The 18,329-nt window shown below is 69.0% G+C and carries 17 protein-coding genes; 7 read left to right on the top strand and 10 right to left on the bottom strand.

Features of this window, described 5'->3' with window-relative positions; all coding sequences use genetic code 11:
- Window positions 1–5 precede the first annotated feature (5 nt).
- Both ACFVVI_RS15710 and ACFVVI_RS15705 read left to right on the top strand, forming a co-directional pair.
- A complete protein-coding gene (locus ACFVVI_RS15710) occupies window positions 6–272 on the top strand; it encodes a YdeI/OmpD-associated family protein (RefSeq protein WP_378993139.1) in 267 nt (88 codons plus the stop codon).
- Window positions 273–332: 60 nt separating this feature from the next.
- Window positions 333–1,343, top strand: coding sequence for a hypothetical protein (locus ACFVVI_RS15705; RefSeq protein ID WP_387445844.1), 1,011 nt, complete (start codon window positions 333–335; stop codon window positions 1,341–1,343).
- A 63-nt stretch (window positions 1,344–1,406) separates the two neighbouring features.
- On the opposite strand, the gene ACFVVI_RS15700 is transcribed toward ACFVVI_RS15705, so the two are convergent.
- The 8 genes from ACFVVI_RS15700 to ACFVVI_RS15665 form a co-directional block, all read right to left on the bottom strand.
- Complete coding sequence (locus ACFVVI_RS15700) at window positions 1,407–2,366, bottom strand: exopolyphosphatase (protein ID WP_378993144.1); 960 nt, start codon at window positions 2,364–2,366, stop codon at window positions 1,407–1,409.
- A gap of 45 nt (window positions 2,367–2,411) precedes the next feature.
- Window positions 2,412–2,927: a DUF501 domain-containing protein gene (locus ACFVVI_RS15695; protein WP_378636110.1), complete on the bottom strand. Its 516-nt coding sequence runs from the start codon at window positions 2,925–2,927 to the stop codon at window positions 2,412–2,414.
- Window positions 2,924–3,499 (bottom strand): septum formation initiator family protein, encoded by a 576-nt coding sequence (locus tag ACFVVI_RS15690; RefSeq protein WP_378636108.1) that lies wholly within the window; start codon window positions 3,497–3,499, stop codon window positions 2,924–2,926. Before ACFVVI_RS15690 ends, ACFVVI_RS15695 begins: the two co-directional genes overlap by 4 nt.
- Before the next feature lie 23 nt (window positions 3,500–3,522).
- On the bottom strand, window positions 3,523–4,809 hold the full coding sequence (eno, locus tag ACFVVI_RS15685; RefSeq protein ID WP_378993146.1) for a phosphopyruvate hydratase: 1,287 nt from the start codon (window positions 4,807–4,809) through the stop codon (window positions 3,523–3,525).
- 114 nt (window positions 4,810–4,923) lie between these two features.
- The gene (locus ACFVVI_RS15680; protein ID WP_378993148.1) at window positions 4,924–5,640 is read right to left on the bottom strand and encodes a lytic transglycosylase domain-containing protein; all 717 of its coding nucleotides are present in this window, start codon (window positions 5,638–5,640) and stop codon (window positions 4,924–4,926) included.
- 131 nt (window positions 5,641–5,771) lie between these two features.
- A complete protein-coding gene (locus ACFVVI_RS15675; RefSeq protein WP_387445843.1) occupies window positions 5,772–8,225 on the bottom strand; it encodes an ATP-binding cassette domain-containing protein in 2,454 nt (817 codons plus the stop codon).
- A complete protein-coding gene (locus tag ACFVVI_RS15670; RefSeq protein ID WP_378993151.1) occupies window positions 8,222–9,151 on the bottom strand; it encodes an ABC transporter permease in 930 nt (309 codons plus the stop codon). Before ACFVVI_RS15670 ends, ACFVVI_RS15675 begins: the two co-directional genes overlap by 4 nt.
- Window positions 9,152–9,156: 5 nt before the next feature.
- Complete coding sequence (locus ACFVVI_RS15665) at window positions 9,157–10,662, bottom strand: ABC transporter substrate-binding protein (protein WP_378993153.1); 1,506 nt, start codon at window positions 10,660–10,662, stop codon at window positions 9,157–9,159.
- 327 nt (window positions 10,663–10,989) lie between these two features.
- On the opposite strand from ACFVVI_RS15665, the gene ACFVVI_RS15660 reads away from it, so the two are divergent.
- From ACFVVI_RS15660 to ACFVVI_RS15640, 5 genes are read left to right on the top strand one after another with little or no spacing between them, the layout of a single operon-like run.
- Window positions 10,990–12,066: a TauD/TfdA family dioxygenase gene (locus ACFVVI_RS15660; RefSeq protein WP_387445842.1), complete on the top strand. Its 1,077-nt coding sequence runs from the start codon at window positions 10,990–10,992 to the stop codon at window positions 12,064–12,066.
- Entirely contained in the window at window positions 12,038–13,048 is a 1,011-nt protein-coding gene (locus ACFVVI_RS15655) for an ornithine cyclodeaminase family protein (protein ID WP_387445841.1), read from the top strand. Before ACFVVI_RS15660 ends, ACFVVI_RS15655 begins: the two co-directional genes overlap by 29 nt.
- Window positions 13,039–14,493 (top strand): Y4yA family PLP-dependent enzyme, encoded by a 1,455-nt coding sequence (locus ACFVVI_RS15650; protein WP_387445840.1) that lies wholly within the window; start codon window positions 13,039–13,041, stop codon window positions 14,491–14,493. The genes ACFVVI_RS15655 and ACFVVI_RS15650 overlap by 10 nt, the downstream gene beginning before the upstream one ends.
- 36 nt (window positions 14,494–14,529) lie before the next feature.
- Window positions 14,530–15,564, top strand: a complete 1,035-nt coding sequence (locus tag ACFVVI_RS15645) for a PLP-dependent cysteine synthase family protein (protein WP_378636088.1) — start codon at window positions 14,530–14,532, stop codon at window positions 15,562–15,564.
- A 37-nt stretch (window positions 15,565–15,601) separates the two neighbouring features.
- On the top strand, window positions 15,602–16,993 hold the full coding sequence (locus ACFVVI_RS15640) for an MATE family efflux transporter (RefSeq protein WP_387445839.1): 1,392 nt from the start codon (window positions 15,602–15,604) through the stop codon (window positions 16,991–16,993).
- 57 nt (window positions 16,994–17,050) lie between these two features.
- Here the strand turns inward: ACFVVI_RS15640 and ACFVVI_RS15635 are convergent, their stop codons facing one another.
- On the bottom strand, window positions 17,051–17,626 hold the full coding sequence (locus ACFVVI_RS15635) for a TerD family protein (protein WP_378993159.1): 576 nt from the start codon (window positions 17,624–17,626) through the stop codon (window positions 17,051–17,053).
- 38 nt (window positions 17,627–17,664) lie between these two features.
- A complete protein-coding gene (locus ACFVVI_RS15630) occupies window positions 17,665–18,150 on the bottom strand; it encodes a hypothetical protein (protein ID WP_378993162.1) in 486 nt (161 codons plus the stop codon).
- Between the last annotated feature and the right edge of the window lie 179 nt (window positions 18,151–18,329).

The raw sequence follows: 18,329 nt of genomic DNA, 5'->3' as shown, positions 1-18,329 counted from the left end.
GACCGATGAGCAGTCGACAGGTACCCGGGGGCGTTGTGCACGAGTTGCCGGCTGATCTGCGTGCTGCGCTGCTCGCCAACTCGGTAGCGCTGGGCGCCTGGCAGGACATCACGCCGCTGGCCCGCAACGAGTTCATCTGCTGGGTCGAGGACGCCAAGCAGGACGTGACCCGCGCACGGCGGATTCGGCGCACCCAGGAGGAGCTGGAGGAAGGTCAGCGGCGTCCGTGCTGCTGGCCCGGGTGCCGGCATCGCGAGCGCACCGGCAGCTGAACCGGCGGATTCCAAGAATCCGGCAAGCTTTCTGTCGGCGGCACCTGCGAACATCACGGCATGGATGGGGAGGATTTCGGTAGCTGGGGAGCCGCGTTCATCTGGGCACTACTCGCCTGGTCGATCGCGGGGCCGCTGTGGTTGTGGACCGGCGAGGAAGCCTGGCTGATAGTCCTGGTGATACCCGGCATCGGGTTCACGGGTGTCGGCCGGGGCATCGTGTGGATGGCATTGGCCACCCTGTCCGCTCGCGGAACCCGCTTCGCCGGATGGTTCTTCGTATCGGTCGCCATAGCGGACGCGGTGGCGATATCGGTGTGGAAGCTGTCGCCCTCGGGGTGGACCTGGCCGGTCGCCGCAGCCGGGGCGCTGTTCCTCGGCGCGGTGACCTATCTGGCGGTCGCCTCCGAGGTGGCCGACGGCTGGCTGCTCGCCCACGGGACCGCGCTGCGGCACGTCGAACAGGAGCTCGCGTCGGCGCATCCGGAGCAGACGCCGCGTATCGATCGGTCGTCGATGTATGCCTCGGGGCCCACGCTCGGGCTCCGGCCGCCGCCGTTCGTGATCGGGGCGCACGGGATCAACGACAAGCTCGGTGAATACCACGCCAGGATGGCGCGCCGCTATTGGATCAGCGCCCACAGCGACTTGGCCTTGATGCACGCGGCGGAATCGTCGGCGGCACGCCGCGAGCTGGTCAGCGGGCCGCTGCGACACGCGAAGATGCTCGACTTGGCGCAGTCGCTCTACGAGGAGGCGTTCTACCTCGACGAACTCCACCGTAAGCGCGAAGCCGTCGAGCTACGGGCCGAAGAGATCGACCTGCGTCGTCAACTCGTCCGCCGCTTCGACAAGCGGTTTCCGGCGCTGGTCGCGAAAGCCACCCGGCCGAGGGCGAAAACCGCGACGAAGCAGCAGGCGGTCGCGGTTCAGTTGCTCGGGCAGGGATTGAAGGCGTCGCTCGTTACCGCGCTGACCACCCAGACCGCCGGATTGACGGCATTGGAGCGGACCGCCGAGGCGGCCGAACTCCGGGCCGAAGCCGAGACGCTCGCAGCCTCGGACACCTGACCCGGGTCGCGTACACCCGCCGACCCGAACCCGGCGCGATTGCGCTCGTCGGGGAGCCGGAAGTCAGGCGGGTGCGTCGAGGATCGACATGGCGATACCGTCGAGGATGTCGTGCTCGCTGACGACGAGTTCGGAAACTCCCGCGCGGCCTGCCAATTCGTCGGCCAGTACTTCGGTGATCACCGCGCCGCCGCCGATCACATCGACGCGGCCGGGATGCATCGGGCCGAGGGCGGCGCGTTCGTCGTGGTTCATGCCGATCAGTCGGTCGCACACCTGGTGCACCTCGGCGAGGCTCAGGCGGGTGAGATGCACCCGCGCGGAGTCGTATTCGGGCAGGTCGAGGGCGACGGCGGTGATCGTGGTCATCGTGCCCGCCACCCCGACCCAGGTGTGCACCTTGTCGACGGGAACCTTCGCGAAGGCCTCATCGAGCTTCTGCTGGGCGAATTCGCGTGCGGCAGCGACCTGGTCGGCGGTCGGCGGGTTGCCCGCCAGGCAGCGTTCGGTGATGCGGACACAGCCGATATCCGCGGAATAGGCTGCCTGGACACCGTTCTCGTCGCCGACGACCAGTTCGGTCGAGCCGCCACCGAGGTCGACCACGACGAAAGGTCCCGCATCAGCGGACAATTCACCGACGGCACCGGCGAAGGACAGTCGCGCTTCCTCGTCGCCGGTGATCACCTCGGCGACCGCGTCGGGCACGACGCGGCCGAGTTCGGTGCGGGTCATCGAGAAGAAATCGTCGCGGTTGGCGGCATCGCGGGTGGCGGAGGTGGCGACCATGCGGACGCGTGAGACACCCTGCGCCACCATCACATCCACGTAATCGGCCAGGGCGAGGCGGGTGCGTTCGATGGCTTCGGGCGCGAGGCGTCCGGTGGCGTCCACACCCTGACCGAGCCGCACGATGCGCATCTCCCGGTGCACGTCGGTGAGGCCGCCGTCGGCCCCGACCTCGGCGATCAGCAGGCGGATCGAGTTGGTGCCGCAGTCGACTGCGGCGATGCGCTCACTCATGGTGTCCTCCAGAGGTCTCGACCCACGTTCGGGCACTGCCCGCGATTATGCCTGTTCGTCAGGTGCGGCGGGCCAGTCGGCGGGGATCGCGGTCCCGCGGAAGCCCGCGGCGGCGGCCAACGCGACGGCCTCGTCACCGAAGGGGTTCAGACCGGGCCCCTTGGCGAGGGAGTGCGCGATCAGCACGTGCAGGCACTTCACCCGGTCGGGCATGCCGCCACCGGTGAAATCGGTGCCGAGGGACTCGATCTCGTTGCGTTCGGCCAGGTAGCTCTCGTGCGCGCGACGGTAGGCGGCGGCCAGTTCGGGGTCGGTGGCGAGGCGTTCGGTCATCTCGCGCATCACCCCGGCCGACTCCTGCCTGCTCGCCTCGGCGGTGAGCCGGGGATCGGTCAGGTAGTAGAGCGTGGGGAACGGGGTGCCATCGGGCAGGCGGGGCGCGGTCTTCACCACGGCGGGCAGGCCGTCGGGGGTGCGGTAGGCGACTTCGAGCACTCCGCGAGGCTCGCGGCCCAACTGCTTCGCGATGATCTCGAGGTCGTCGGCGTTCGGTGTCGTCACCGTGGTCCTTCCGGGGCTGGTTCGGAGATGCTGCGCCACAGGTCGGTGTACCAGGGGTCGGGCGCCGCGGTGCGGGTGCTCATCGGCGGCGGCGCTGGTGCTTCGATGCCGGGAATCTGCACGATGTAGGGGGTTTCGCCAGGCATCACCAGGCGCAGGCGGTCGCGCGCCTCGGAACGGATGTAGGCCGGATCCTGTTGTTGCGCACGACGATCGCGCAAGCCCGCCAGGTCGGCTTCGAGCTCGGTCCGCTGTTTGGCCAGTGCCACGGCCTCGGCGCGCTGACTGAAGTAGGTGCGCGTGGGCACGGCCAAGGTCAGCGCGAGGCCGCACAGCACCGCCGCCAGGATCACCGCTTTACCGGTCGAGAGACCGAGAATGGTGTGTTCGCTGCGCTCGAGCTTGCCGCTGGGCTTGCGCGAGGTGGCCGAATCCGGGCGGCGGCGGGTGGGACGTTTGGCCGCGGTGGGGCGGCTCGGCGTGTCCAGACGGGGGCGCGAGCGCGCGGCCCGCGACGTGCGCCTGTCGCCTCGTCCACCAGGACTGGTTCCACGCGCACGTCGCTCGGTCATTCGCTACCGCCCCTGTACTGCTTTCAGAATTCGCCGGTGAAACGCGGGAACGCCACGTCACCCGCGTAGCGTGCCGAATCACCGAGGGCGTCCTCGATGCGCAGCAGCTGGTTGTACTTGGCGACCCGCTCGGAACGCGCGGGAGCACCGGTCTTGATCTGGCCCGAACCGACGGCGACCGCGAGGTCGGCGATGGTGGTGTCCTCGGTCTCGCCCGAACGGTGCGACATCATGGTCTTGTAACCGTTGCGGTGCGCCAGCTCGACAGCGTCGAGGGTCTCGGTGAGCGTGCCGATCTGGTTGACCTTCACCAGCAGCGCGTTGGCCGCGCCCTTGGCGATGCCCTCTTCGAGGCGCTCGGGGTTGGTGACGAACAGGTCGTCGCCGACCAGCTGCACCTTGTCGCCGATAGCGTCGGTCAGTGCGACCCAACCGTCCCAGTCGTCTTCCGACAGCGGGTCCTCGATGGAGACCAGCGGGTACCGGGTGAGCAGGTCCGCGTAGAACTCGCCCATCTCGGCGGCCGTGCGGATCTTGCCCTCGAACTTGTAGCCCTCGCCCTCGGTGTGGAACTCGGTGGCGGCCACGTCGAGGGCCAGCGCCACATCGGTGCCGAGCTTGTAGCCCGCGCGCTCGATGGCGACGCTGATCAGGTCGAGCGCCTCCACGGTGCCCGCGACGTCGGGGGCGAAGCCGCCCTCGTCACCGAGGCCGGTGGACAGGCCCTTCTCCTTCAGCACGGCCTTGAGCGAGTGGTACACCTCGGTGCCCCAGCGCAGTGCCTCGCGGAAGGTGGGCGCGCCGATCGGGGCGACCATGAATTCCTGCACGTCCACGCCGGTGTCGGCGTGCGCGCCACCGTTGAGGATGTTCATCATCGGGACCGGCAGCACGTGGGCGTTCGGGCCGCCCAGGTAGCGGAACAGCTCGAGACCCGAGGACTCGGCGGCACCGCGGGCCACGGCCAGCGACACACCCAGCAGGGCGTTCGCGCCGAGGCGGGACTTGTCGGGGGTGCCGTCCAGGTCCAGCAGAACCTGGTCGACGGTGCGCTGCTCCACGGCGTCGAGGCCGATGATGGCGGGCGCGATCTCGTCGAGAACACCCTCGACGGCCTTGGTCACACCCTTGCCGCCGTAGCGGTCGCCGCCGTCACGCAGCTCGACGGCCTCGTGCTCGCCGGTGGACGCACCGGAAGGTACGTCTGCCCTGGTCAGGGTGCCGTCGTCGAGGGCGATCTCGACCTCGACGGTGGGATTGCCGCGCGAATCCAGAATCTCGCGAGCTCCGACCTGTTCGATAATGGCCACGAAAACTGCTCCTTACGACGGAAGGCACGGTAGGTATCACGGGAAGGGCCGTGCGGTGCCGAGCCTATCGTCTCGGCGGAGTGTGGAGTAACCGGCACTCCGGGCCATGGGCAACTACACGCGGCGGCCGATGCTGTATATGGCGGCGCGATCGCGCACCACGTGCATGTACTTGTTCGACTGGTTGTAGGCGAACAAGGCGCGCTGCCAGCCGTCGGCCGAGGTCAGATCGCCGCCGCGGGTGCAGAGGTAGCGGGCCGCGGTGAGGGCGGCGTCATCGATGTTCTGCGGATCGGCCACGCCGTCGCCGTTGGCGTCGACACCCCAGCGCTTCCAGGTTTCGGGAATGAACTGCAGCGGGCCGACGGCGCGGTCGTAGGTGGTGTCGCCGTCGAGGCTGCCGCCGTCGGTGTCGCGGATGTCGGCGTTGCCTCGGGTGCCGTCGAGGGCGACGCCGATGATCGCCGGGCGCACGGTCCCGTCGGCGTCGACGCCGGCACCGCGATGGGTGCCGTGTCCGCTCTCCACGCTGGCGATGCCGGCGATGGTGGTCCAGGCGATTCCGCATTCGGGCTTCGACTTCGCCAGCACGGCGGCGGCGTAGCCGTAGGCCTCGAGCGCGACCGGTTGGATGCCGATCGCGTCGGACTGCTCGTCGGCCCAGCCGCGTAGCTGTTCGGCCGCGCGGCCGGGTGCGTCGACATCGATCAGCGGCAGCGCGACCCCCGGCCCCGGCGGCATGTCATCGGGGATCGACGCGAGCGAACTGCACCCCGCTAACAGGGCGCTGATCGCGACTGCGGCGGCCACGCCGACCTTCTGCACTGACATCTGTTCAATCATCCAGATTCAGCGCGCTTTGCGCACATCTCACAGCCACTTCTCAGCTCCCCGCGAATCCCGCGGTTGGCCGGCTACGGACGAATTACAGGTCACGGCTGACTGGTTCGACGAGGGCGGTATCAGCCGAGAAGCGCCGCGGTGGCCCGGTGGGTCGGGGTGGTGAGAACTGTTTCCGGGGTGCCTGTTTCGACTACTCGGCCCTGATCGAGAACGAGGAGATCGGTGCAGTGGCCGCGGACCAGGGTCATGTCGTGGCTGATCAGAATGATCGCGGTGGCCCGGTCGGCGCGGAGACGGTCGAGCAGGGACATGATGGCCGTGGCGGTTTCGGTGTCGAGGGCGGTGGTGATCTCGTCGCAGATCAGGACGGCCGGGTCGGCGGCGAGGGCGCGGGCCAGAGCCACTCGTTGACGTTGACCACCGGAGAGTTGATGGGGCCGGCGGCCGGCGAGGTCGGCGGGGAGGTCGACCGCGGCGAGCAGAGCGCTGACGCGGGTGCGGATTTCGGGTCCGGTGACTCGCGCGATGCGGCGCAACGGGCGTGCCAGGGTCTGCTCGACGGTGCGGCGCGGGTTCAACGCCGCGCGCGGGTTCTGGGTGACGAGTTGGATCCCGTTGGCGCCGACCCTGATCCGGCGCCCGCTTCCCACCGGAACGCGCACACCACCCACATCCAGCGATCCGCCGGCGTCGGGGTGCAAACCCGCGATCACCCGCGCGAGCGTGGTCTTACCCGCCCCGGACGGCCCTACGACAGCAAGGGCTGCGCCCGGGGACACGCTGAAACCGACGTTCTCGAGCACCCTGTGGCCGCCCGCGTCGGCGTTGATCGATGTGGCCTGCAAGGCGATCACCTCGTCGGCGCCCGCCGAGCCGTTCGTTCGAGATGCTTCCTCGCTCCCCGCGCCCTCGGCCGCCGGATCGACGGGTCGACGGCCGGTCGCCCCCGAGCGCTCGTCGGACAGGTGTCCGACGCGCACCGGATCAGTCACCACGGCAGCGACATTCACCGGCCGATCACCGGGTGGATAGAGCTCGATCACGGAGTCGGCGATGACGTTGATCGCGTCGGTGTCGTGGCCGGAGAGCAGGACGGCCGTGCGGTTCTCGGTGGCGAGAGTCGCGATCAGCTGGGCTATTTCGGTGCGGAGAGTGCTGTGGAGACCTGCGAGTGGTTCGTCGAGGACGAGGATCCGGGGGCGGCGGAGAATGGCTCGGGCCAGGGCGACACGGCGTTGCTGCCCGCCCGAGAGGCGGGCGCAGCGACGGCGGAGATGGGTGGGATCGAGACCCACTTGCGCGAGGACGGCGAGGCGGTCGGCGTCGGAGGTGCCGGGCGCCGCCTCGGCCAGGACTGCCCGGACGCGAAGCAGCGGGTTGAGTTCGGAGCCGGGATCCTGGCCGACGTAGGCGATCTGTTCACGACGGAATGCGCGCAGCGCGCCCGCGTCGAGCGCGAACACATCCTGTCCCGCGACAAGCACGGCGCCCTGCCCGCGAGCCCCGGCGGGTAGTTGTCCGAGCAGCGCACGCATCGCCGTCGACTTCCCCGCACCCGATGCACCGGTGAGCGCGGTGACCGTCCCCGGCTTCAGCCGAAACGACAACGGCGCCAGCAACACCGCCCCGCTGTCAGCGACAACGCTGAACGCGTCCACCGCCACCGCATCCCCCGAATCCACCACCGAGATCCCGCATCCAGCGCCAGCCGGCGCAACCCCGGCCGTGGCGACCGCCTCCGATGCGGTTTTCGGGGTCTGGCGGGTCCTGGGCCCACTGGTCACCACCAGATTCACACCGACCGCCACGATGGCGATGGCAGCGCTCGGTGCCAGCACCGCCCAGGGATTCAGGAGCAGCCCGGAGGCATTGTCTCGGACCATGATCGCCCAGTTGTCGGGGTCGAGCGCGGAGACGCCGAGGAAGGCGATGGTGCTGACGAGATACACGGCGACGACGAAGCGCAGGCCGAGCTGGGTGGTGAAGACGGCGCGCAGGTTGGGCAGGATTTCGCGGAAGACCAGGTGGGACAGGGATTCTCCACTGGCGACGGCGGCTTCGACGTAGCCGGAGGCGGCGATGGTCGAGGCAGACGCCGCGAAGATCCTGGCGCAGTAGGGAACTCCGAAGAGCAGCGACACCGCGATCAGCGCGGTGACACCACCCTGGGGCCATGCGGTGAGCACCAGCAGGATGCCCAGGACCGCGGGCAGCAGGATCACCAGATCGCCGCAGAGTTCGATGATCTTGCCCGCACGCGGGCGCACGGCGGCGATCGCGCCGAGGACGGCCGACAGCACGGTCACCGCCACCGCGATCACCGCGGCGACGGCCAGCAGCTGCGTGCCGCCGGTGAGCAGATGGCTGAACACATCCCGGCCGAGCCGATCCGTCCCGAGCAACGCTCCCCCACCCGGCTGCGCGAACGGCATCCCGACGGCTGTGTCCCCCGGGTAGGGCGCGAAGAGCGGCCCGGCCACCGCGAGCAGCACAACCAGTCCCACACCGGCCGCCACCGAGTAGGCGCCCCACTTGGACACCACCGCTCGGCCTTCCGCGTCGGGCTTGCTCATCGCGCACTCCTCGACGCCCACGCCCGGACGATGTCGGCGATCGCGAGCAGCGCCATGATGACGATCGCCGTCAGTGCGACCACCGCGGCGACCATGGTGGAGTCACGGTCGGCGACGGACCCGGCGAGAACGGCGCCGACACCGGGATAGTTGAAGAGCGTCTCGACCACCAGCGCACCGCCGAACAGCATCCCGACAGAGGTGGCGTATCCGGCGACGATGGTCGGCGCCGCGAACGGCAGCATGTGCCGGAAGAGAATCGTGCGGGTCGGCAGCCCTTCCAGCACAGCACTTTCCACATGCGCAGCCGCGGCGACATCGAGCAGCGCCGAGCGCACGACTCGGGCGTTCCAGCCGATCTGCGGAATCGCCAGCGCCAGCACCGGAAGCACCAGCATCTCGGGGCCGACGGGAAAGCCGGATCGGCCGGTAATGGTCACGGCCGGAAGCCATCCGGTGGCCAGGGAGAACACCAGGATCAGCATCGTGCCACCGACGAACTCCGGTACCGCCACGGCAACAGTGCTGACGGGCTGCAGAATTCGCGCCCCGAGCGCGGTCGGACGCATCGCCCACCAGCAGCCGAGTCCCAGCGACACCGCGATGGTCAGCAGCAACGCGATCCCGCCGAGCAGCAGAGTCTGCGGGAACTTGTCGGCCAGCAGCGCACCGATCGAATTCCCGCGGGCGGTCTGCCCGAAGTCTCCGGTGAGTACCCCGCAGATCCAGTCCAGGAACTGCACCGGCAGCGCGCGATCCAGGCCGAGCTCGTGCTCCTTGGCCGCCAGCGCGGCCGGATCCGCGTCCCTGCCGAGCGCCGCCCGCGCCGCGTTGCCCGGCAGCAGATCCACCGCGACGTACACGATGGCCAGCAGGGTCATCAGGAGCGCGATCCGCCGCACCATCGGCAGGGCAAAGGTTTTCATGACATTCACGCCAGCCAGGCACGTTCCAGCTGGACGCGCGCGAAACCGCCGAGCGTCGGCAGATCACGCACCGTCGACGCGGCGATGTCGACACCGTCGGCCATGCCCCACACCAGATAGCCGCCACGCTCGAACTCGATGCGCTGCAGTTCGCGCACCGCACGCGTGTAGTCCTCGCCGGACGCGGCAAGGGCTTTGGCGTCGGCGGTATCGAATTCCGGGTCACGGAAGGCGGTTTCGTTGCGGTTGGTGCCCGAGGTCATCAGCTTGTCGGCCAGGAACAGCACCGAGTCGTTGGTCCCCCACGACACCGTGTACAGCGGTGCGTTGAGCCAGGTCTGGTCGTAGAACGCGGCCGATTCGACCACCTGCACGTCGAGCCGGACGCCGATCTCGGCGAGCTGGGTGGCGATCACCTTCGCCGATTCGACCTCGCCCGGAACTTCGGCCTTCGTCACGAACGGGTAGCTGCGGCCGGTGTCGAACCCGGCTTCGCGCAGCAGGGTTTTCGCGCGTTCGACGTCGCGGTCGCGGCGCAGCGTGGTGTCGTAGAGCGGGTCGGCGGTGCCGAGAACGTCAGCGGCGACGGTGCCGTAGCCGGAGTGCACCTGGTTGACCAGCGCGGTCCGGTCGACACCGAGACGCAACGCCGTGCGCACCCTGGCATCGGCGAACGGGCCGTCGGCGGCACGCATCGCCACGCCGAGCATGGTGTCGTCGGCGCGCCGGATCACCTGCAGGTCGCCGCGTCCCGCGGCGGTGCGGCCTGCGATCGCGCCCACATTGGAAGCGAGGTCGATCTGCCCGCCCAGCGCCGCGTTGCCCAGGGCGGTGACGCTGTCGAACATCGTCACCTCGATGGCGTCGAGCAGTGGCGGGGTGCCGTGCCAGCGCTCGTTGCGTACCAGCCGGGCGTTGCCGCCCTGGTAGGACTCGAGCCGGAACGGGCCGGTGCCGATCGCGGCGGTGAAGTCGGTGGTGTCCTTCGGCACAGTGAAGGTCATCAGCCGAAGCAGCAGCGGCAGTTGGGTATTGGGTGCGGGCATGGTGAACACGACGCGGTTCGGACCGTCGGCGACGATGTCGTTCTCGGCCACCGGCATCTTCGACGCGCCACCGACCGAGCGCAGGCGTCGCATCGACCACACCACGTCGTCGGCGGTCACCGGCGCACCGTTGTGGAAGGTCGCGCCGTCGGCGATGGTGAAGGTCCAGCTGCGGTTGTCCGCGCTGGGCTCCCAGCGCGAGGCGAGGCGCGGGGCGACGGTCGGATCCGCGCCGGGAACAGTGAGTGCGTCGTAGACGAGCGAGGCGATGAGGAAGTCGCTGTCGTTGCTGAGGTTGGCGTGCGGGTCGCGTTCGCTGCGAGCGGCCGTGCCGAGCGCGCCGACTCGCAGAGTGCCGCCGCGCTGCGCGGTGGCGGACCGATCATCGGTGCCGCATGCCGCCGCCAGTAGTAGTGCGGTGACGCCGACGCCGGATTGGAAGAGCTGCCTGCGAGTGAAACCCATCGTGTTGCCTCCTCGAACCGCGTGCGCCGAAACCCCTTTCCCGACGCCGCAAACTAGGCGAGGCTAGCCTAAAAGAGGTTCCGAGTGGGGAGCTTCACTTCGACCGTCACCGAACCGCAGCGACCCGCGACACCCCGGTCAGCGCTCACTTCGCCAACTCGGGTAGGAAGCTACGTTATATGGATCGGCTATTTCCCTCGCCGACGCATTAGGTAAGTCTTGCCTAATCACACGACAGGCACTACCTTCGCACATCGAGCCTGAAGTTCACCCGCTTTCGACCGATGCGAAGAAGGGAAACCGGTGAAAAGCGTTCTCTCCGAACGTATGACGATTCACCAGCACGACATCGAATACCGCGAGCTCGATCCCGACGCCGCGACGGCGCTCCGATCGCTCGCGACAGATATTCGCCACCGATTAGATGACGCACCACACACCACGACCCTGCACGATCCCGCGTTGATCGCCCGGATCACCGAGCGCGTCGGCGACCTGCCCGACAGCCTGCGCCACGCCGTTCGACCGCCCGCCACCGCCGCGGGCGCGACCGTGGTGCGCGGGTTACCGGTCGACGACGCCGATTTCGGTCCCACCCCGCAGCACTGGCAGGCCGCGGCCGAGCACGCGCATCCCGGCTCGCTCGAACTCGACATCGTGATGTTGCTGCTCGGGCGTTGTGCCGGTGAGCCGTTCGGCTGGCAGGGCCAGCAGAACGGCAGGCTGGTCAACAACATCGTGCCTGCCGCGGGCCACGAGGACGAGCAGTCGGGCGCGAGCAGTTCCACCCTGCTCAGCCCGCACACCGAGGATGCCTTCCACGCTCAGCGCGCGAACCTGCTCATGCTGGCCTGCCTGCGCAACCCCGACCGGGTCGCCACCACGGTCTCCTCGGTGCGCGAAGTGCGCCTGTCCGGCGAGGACCTGCGCACCCTCACCACCCCCACGCTGCCGATCCTGCCCGATGTCTCCTACGGCACCGGTTTCGATCAGCTCGCACCGTTGCCGACGCTGTGGCTCGACGAAAATGACGCTGTCACAGCACGTTACGATCCCGCCTACACCCCGATCGACGATGCGGACGAAGTCTTCCGCGCCGCCTACGCCAGGCTCACCGCCGAACTCGCCAGGGTCAGTCACGCCCCCGCGCTGGCCCCCGGCGAGCTCTTGCTGGTGGACAACGACGTGGCCGTGCACGGGCGCGTTCCGTTCCGCGCGCGCTACGACGGCACCGACCGCTGGCTCAAACGCATCAACGTCCGACTGCCCGAACGCCGTCGGCGCGCGCAGGAGTCGTCCGAGAATGGGTATGGCCAACGTGTGGTCGCGCCGTTCCGGGCGACCGCTGATCGGACAGCAGAGCGGGGCATTGCAGATGAACGAGGATCCGTTGAACAACCGTGACCGCGGGATCGGGCTGCGCGTCCTCTCCCGCAGCGACCTGGCCGACGTACCGATCAGCCCCGCCGAAGTGGTGCGCGCCGTCGAGGAGGCCTATCTCGCCTTCGCGGCGGGCGAATCCGATAATCCACGCAAGCTGAGCGTCGCGGACCCCGGCGGCTCGTCGGTGTCCTACGCCATGCTGGGCCGCGACGGGCGCCGGCGCGTGGTGGCCATGAAGACCTCCTACAAATTCGATCCCGGTCACGACCGCAGCACCAAGCGGTACTACACGACCATCACGCTCTACGACGACACCACCGGCGCCCCCATCGCGATGATGGACTGCGCGCGGGTCGGCGCGTTGCGTACGCCCGCCGTGTCGGCACTGCTGGTGCGCGAGACGGTGCGGCGCGAGGCGGAGAGCGTGCTGCTCATCGGCACCGGGACCCAGGGACGTAATGCGCTGCCGCACTTGCTCGCCGCGAACCCGCAGTTGCGCAAGCTGATGGTGTACGGCACTCATCCCGAGGGACTGGCCGCCGTGCACTCGCACCTGGCCGACGCGGCGCCCCACGCGCTGCTCGACGTGGTCGACGACCCGTACGCGGCGGCGGCCTCCGCCGATGTGGTGCTGGCCACGGCCGGACCCGGCACCGAGGTAGCCCTGGAATCCTCGCATCTGGCACCGGGTTCGGTGGCGGTGCTGGTGGGCTACGGTCTGGCGCCGTCGACGCTGGTCGAGGCCGATCGGGTCGTCGCCACCAGCGCGGCGCAGATGGCACTGACGGGCACCGACATGGCCGGACCCGACGGAACGCTGCGTTCGGTGGATGCCGAACTGCCGCAAGTGCTCACCCGCAGCGCCGTGGCCCGCCGGACCGAGGACGAGAAGATCTTCGTCTACAACAGCGGACTGGTGCTCACCGATATCGCGGTCGCGCACGCACTGGCCGCCAGGGCGATCGCCGAAGGACGTGGCACGGAGGTGCCGCTGTGGGACTGACGGGTGCGCAGCCCGGGGTCACCGGGGACAGCACCCCGCGGGCCGCGACGCGATCCGACGCGCGGGTTCCGCCGAGCCCGCCGCACATCGAGGACCCCGTCGTCGACCGGGCGCCGTCGGCGACCACCGACCGGCCGACGCACTGCGCACCGCCGATGCCCGCTCACACCGACGTGACGCAACAGCGGCTGCTCGCCGATCCCCGCCTGCTCCGCGAGATCGCCGACGCGGTCGGTGGACCGTTTCATGTGCTGTTCCCCGAGCGCGTCGCGGTGAATATCCGGGCGTTTCAGTCGGTCTTCACCGAGGCAGACGTCGACGGGTTCGTCTACTTCGGGAAGAAGGCGAACAAGGCGGCGTGCGTGGCTCGGGCGTGCGCGGAGAGCGGGGCGGGGATCGATGTCGCCAGCACCGGCGAACTCGTCGCGGCGCTGGGGCAGGGGGTGCGCGGCGAGGACCTGATGGTCACCGGGCCCGCGAAGTCCGACGAGCTGCTGTGGCTGGCGGCTCGGCACGGGTCGTTGATCGCGATCGACGCGCTCGACGAACTCGACCGGCTCGCCGCGCTCGAACTGCCGGTGCGAGCGCTGCTCCGGGTACTGCCGGAGGGCTCGACCAGCCGCTTCGGGCTCGACCCGATGGAGCTCGAACAAGCGATCCAGGCCATCGGTACGCCGATCACGCTGTCGGGCTTCAGTTTCCACCTGTCCGGCTACGACGCTGTCGCCCGCTCCGAACAGGCGGCCGCGCTGGTCGGGCACTGCAGGCGCGCACGAGCCAACGGCCATCGGGCGGACACGATCTCGATCGGTGGCGGGTTCGGCGTCGACTATCTCGATGCCTCGGCGTGGACCGAGTTCCAGAACACCCTCAGCGACAAGTGGTTCCACACGAATCCGCCCGGCGACTACTACCCCTATCACTTCCCGGCTCCCGGCGCGGCCATGCTCGACGCCGTTCTCTCCCACAACGACCTCGCCGGACTGTTGCGCGACAACGGAATACGGCTCGCGGTCGAGCCCGGCCGGGCCCTGCTCGACCAGGCGGGAAGTTCCGTCTTCCGGGTCCAGGGCGTGAAAACCCGGACCGCACAGGGAAGCCCGTACGACATCCTCACCGTCGACGGCACCAGTCTCAGCCTGTCCGAACAGTGGTTCGACAGTGAATACCTGCCCGATCCCGTGCTGTGGCCCGAAAGCGCCGGCCACCTCACCCCCACCTGCGTCGGCGCCACCACCTGTCTGGAGTCCGACCTGCTCAGCAGACGGCGCATCCCGCTGCCCCGCCGCGCACGAACCGGCGACCTGCTCGTCTACCCGAACACCGCCGGGTATCAGATGGACTCCAACGAGTCCCCGTTCCACGAACTCCCGCTCCCGCCGAAGGTGGTGTTGCGCCCAGGCGCGGACCGACTGCGCTGGAGCCTGGACAGCACTGCCCGCTGATCCACCCGAGCTCTCGATCCGATGGAGGAACAACCCATGGCTCTCGTCACGCGCGTGACGGACCTGATCGGCCGCACGCCCCTGTTCGAACTCGCCGTCACCGACACCGGCACGCGGCTGCTGCTCAAGCTCGAGCAGTTCAATCCGACCGGTGCCGCCAAGATCAGAATGGCCCGTTCGATGGTGCTCGACGCGGAGCGGCGAGGTTTGCTGCGCGATGGCGGGCATATCATCGAGTCGACGTCCGGCAACACCGGACTCGGCTTGGCGGTGGTCGCGGCCGAACGTGGCTATCGATTCACCGCCGTGGTCGACAACCACGCCTGTAAGGACAAGTTGCGCGCGATGCGAGCCATGGGCACCGACCTGGTGTTCGTCGCCGACGACGGTGACGACGAGCTTGCCACCTCGGCCCGGGAAGACCTCGCCGAGGCCATGGCGGCTGCCCGCGACGACGCGTACTTCACCGAACAGCACAACAACGACGCCAACGCCGTCGGCTACTACGCCGTAGCGGAGGAATTGCTGGCCGAGGTCGAACGGGTCGACATCCTGCTCTCCGCGGTCGGCACCGGCGGCTCCCTGTTCGGCACCGCCACCCGGCTGCGCGACCTCGGCCTGCCCGCCCGGGTGATCGGGATCGAGCCGGTCGGATCCATCGCCTTCGGCGGCGAGGGCGGACCGTACTGGCAGTCGGGCACCGGCACCCCACCCGGCGCGACCATCGGCACCGCCGTCGACTACGCCCTGCTCGACGAGGGTGTGAAGGTGAGCGACGTCGACGCCTTCGCCACCACCCGCGCCGTCGCCAGGACACACGGTCTGTTGATCGGTGGTTCGGCGGGCGGTTCGGTGCACAATGCCTTGGCGCGGCTCGAGGAGTTCCCGGCCGGGTCCACCGTGGTGACCATCGTGTGTGATGGTGGCGAGAAGTATCTCGACACCGTGTTCGACGACGACTGGATGAGCGCCCGCGACCTGCTCGATCCCGCCGCCGAAGCGGAAGTGACCACCCTGCTGCGCCGCTATTCACCGCTGCGGCGCCAGGACGAATTGATGGAGGTCAGGTGAGCGCGATCGCGCGCGAGACGAACCACGGAGCGGGTGGGTGAACGGCACGGCGACCGATAGCAGCGCGCTGGCCAGGCTGGCGACGCCGATCGCGCTCACCCAACTGGCGCAGATCGCGGTCTCGACGACCAATCTCGCGCTGATGGGCACCCTCGGTGTGCGCGAGGTCGCCGCGGGCGGGCTGGCGCTGGTGCTGTTCAACCAGATCCGCACGATGTGCGTCGGGCTGATCACCGGCACCGGGAATCAGATCGCGGGCGCGCTCGGCGCGGCCGGGAAGCGCGGCGGTTCGGCCGACGACGAAGTGCGCGCGGTGGTCCGGGCGGCATTCGTCATCGCGACGATCGCCGGACTGCTCGGCGGCGCGCTGCTGATCGGGCTCGGGTGGGTACTGCCGTGGCTCGGCCAGGATGCCGGTGTGCTCGACGCGGCGCGGCCGATGATGATCGCCCTCGCGCCAGGGTTACTGCCGTGTCTGTGGTTCCAGGTGCTGCGCCAGTACACCGTCGGCATGCAGCGGCCCCAGGCGTTGCTGCTGGTCACGCTCGGTTCGGTGGCCTTGAATCTGGTGCTGGCACTGGCCTTCATCCACGGCTGGGCCGGCATTCCGGCGATGGGCCTGACCGGTGTCGGCATCGCAACCTCGCTGGTCTTCCTGATCACCTTCGGGGTGTTCTGGGCGATGGTGCGCCGCGACGAGCAACTCGGCCGCACCCTGCCCTCGACGCCGTGGCCGGTGCGCTGGGCGACCGTGCGCGAGGAACTGCGCCTCGGCACGCCGATCGCGCTCACCTACGGTTCGGAAGCGGGCATGTTCTCGGTGCTCGCGCTGGTGATGGGCAGCTTCGGGCCGGCCGCGCTGGCCGCGCACAATGTGGTCTACCAGATCATCTACATCGTGTTCCAGATGGCGATCGGGCTGTCCCACGGGGCGTCGATCCTGGTGAGCGATGCGGTCGCGCGCGATGAGTTCGGGCACGCGCGCGCGCTGGCCTGGCTGGCGCTGCGGATGGCCGCGGTGATCGCGATCGTCACCGGCGCTGTCTACGTGCTCGCCCCGGACATCGTGCTCGCACCGTTCCTCGATACCACCGACACCGGCACCGTCGCCATCGCGCACACCCTGTTGCTCATCGGCATCGTGCTGCAATTCTTCGACGCCGCCCAGAACATCGGCACCGGGCTCCTGCGTGGTCTGAAGGAGACCTCCGCGGGCTTCCGGCTGTCACTGGTCGGTTACTGGGGCGTGGGCCTGCCCGCAGCGCTGCTGCTCGCCTTTCCGCTGCATCTGGGCGCGGCCGGGGTCTGGTGGGGCTTGACGGCCGGCCTGGCCACCACCGCCGTACTGATGCTGCGCAAGTACTTCGCGCTGCTCGATCAGGCGGGCGTGGTCACGCCACGACGGGTGCCGGTCACGCAATCGCGATGACAGCGAGCACGACGAAGGCGGGCGACACTCGGTCGCCCGCCTTCCTGTCGTGGTTGGTCAGAGATTCACGCCGTAGTCGCGGGCGATGCCCGCCAGGCCCGAGGCGTAACCCTGGCCGACCGCGCGGAACTTCCATTCGCTGTTGTGGCGGTAGAGCTCGCCGAACACCATCGCGGTCTCCGTGGACGCGTCCTCGGACAGGTCGTAGCGCGCCAGTTCCACGCCGGTGTTCGCGTCGGTGACGCGGATGTAGGCGTTGCGGATCTGGCCGAACGACTGGCCACGGGCCTGGGCGTCGTGGATCGACACCGGGAAGAAGATGTTGGTGATCGTCGGCGGGGTGGCGGCCAGATCGACGTTGATGATCTCGTCGTCCCCGTCGCCCTCACCGGTCAGGTTGTCACCGGTGTGCTCGATGGTGCCTTCCGGCGAGCGCAGGTTGTTGTAGAAGACGAAGTGCTGGTCCGAGAGCACTTTCAGGTTCGTGCCGGTCGCCAACGCGCTGGCGTCCAGGTCGTGGTCGGCACCGGTGGTGGTACGCACGTCCCAGCCGAGACCGACCGCCACCTTGGTGAGGTTGTCGGTCTGCTTCGACAGCGAGACATTGCCGCCCTTGGCGAGTGTGACGCTCATGAAAACCCTTCTGTCCAGATGGTGTGCCGTAGAGGAACTTACGCTGCGGGCCCGTTGTCGGCCCAGGATCGCAGGGTCTCGACCCGACCCTCCAGCGCCCGCAATTCGGTGTCGTCGAGGACGGTGCGCTGGATGCCACGGTCGACGGCGAACGCGGACTGCCGATGGTCGTCGATCACGTCGACGTCCAGCTGCACCGCGGTGTAATCCGGCGCCGACGGCATCTGCTCGGCGATGACCGTCGCCCGGCCGCGCGCACACAGCGCCACATTGCCGCCGCCCAGAATCAGCAACGCCACCTCCGGCTGTGCCCGCAACCGTGCCAGCGAACCACGATCGGACTTCAAGCTGAGGAGAATCCGCCGGTCGTCCGCGCGCACCGGCCACGACACCGGGATGGCGTGCGGCCCCGCGTCGGTGGTCACCAGCACCGCGATGGTTTCCTGCGGCCATACCGGCAACACGTCCAGCTCAGGATGGTCGGCCATCACATCCTGTCCTGCCGGATCTACCTCTGTACCCATCAACCTCACCTCGACGATCGCCGGACCCCTGCCCCGCCGCGGACGGCGAGCTGCTTCGAGTCTAAAGCTGTGTGGCCCTTGCCCGCTGGCGCGCGCACGATTGTCCACAAGATCTCAGCAACGTCTCAGCCGCCGACGCCGTGCACCCACCCCACGGAGCATCGTTAGCTCAGCGGTAG

This window comes from Nocardia sp. NPDC058114 (assembly GCF_042884695.1).
In the GTDB taxonomy this organism is placed as follows: domain Bacteria; phylum Actinomycetota; class Actinomycetes; order Mycobacteriales; family Mycobacteriaceae; genus Nocardia.
This window is presented reverse-complemented; position numbering and strand designations above follow the sequence as displayed.

Coding starts and splice junctions, on each gene's coding strand:
- ACFVVI_RS15635 (WP_378993159.1), bottom strand. CDS start 17,626: ATGAGCGTCACACTCGCCAAGGGCGGCAATGTCTCGCTGTCGAAGCAG.
- ACFVVI_RS15645 (WP_378636088.1), top strand. CDS start 14,530: ATGGCTCTCGTCACGCGCGTGACGGACCTGATCGGCCGCACGCCCCTG.
- ACFVVI_RS15670 (WP_378993151.1), bottom strand. CDS start 9,151: ATGAAAACCTTTGCCCTGCCGATGGTGCGGCGGATCGCGCTCCTGATG.
- ACFVVI_RS15680 (WP_378993148.1), bottom strand. CDS start 5,640: ATGTCAGTGCAGAAGGTCGGCGTGGCCGCCGCAGTCGCGATCAGCGCC.
- ACFVVI_RS15690 (WP_378636108.1), bottom strand. CDS start 3,499: ATGACCGAGCGACGTGCGCGTGGAACCAGTCCTGGTGGACGAGGCGAC.
- ACFVVI_RS15660 (WP_387445842.1), top strand. CDS start 10,990: ATGACGATTCACCAGCACGACATCGAATACCGCGAGCTCGATCCCGAC.
- ACFVVI_RS15700 (WP_378993144.1), bottom strand. CDS start 2,366: ATGAGTGAGCGCATCGCCGCAGTCGACTGCGGCACCAACTCGATCCGC.
- ACFVVI_RS15710 (WP_378993139.1), top strand. CDS start 6: ATGAGCAGTCGACAGGTACCCGGGGGCGTTGTGCACGAGTTGCCGGCT.
- ACFVVI_RS15665 (WP_378993153.1), bottom strand. CDS start 10,662: ATGGGTTTCACTCGCAGGCAGCTCTTCCAATCCGGCGTCGGCGTCACC.
- ACFVVI_RS15705 (WP_387445844.1), top strand. CDS start 333: ATGGATGGGGAGGATTTCGGTAGCTGGGGAGCCGCGTTCATCTGGGCA.
- ACFVVI_RS15655 (WP_387445841.1), top strand. CDS start 12,038: ATGAACGAGGATCCGTTGAACAACCGTGACCGCGGGATCGGGCTGCGC.
- ACFVVI_RS15675 (WP_387445843.1), bottom strand. CDS start 8,225: ATGAGCAAGCCCGACGCGGAAGGCCGAGCGGTGGTGTCCAAGTGGGGC.
- ACFVVI_RS15630 (WP_378993162.1), bottom strand. CDS start 18,150: ATGGGTACAGAGGTAGATCCGGCAGGACAGGATGTGATGGCCGACCAT.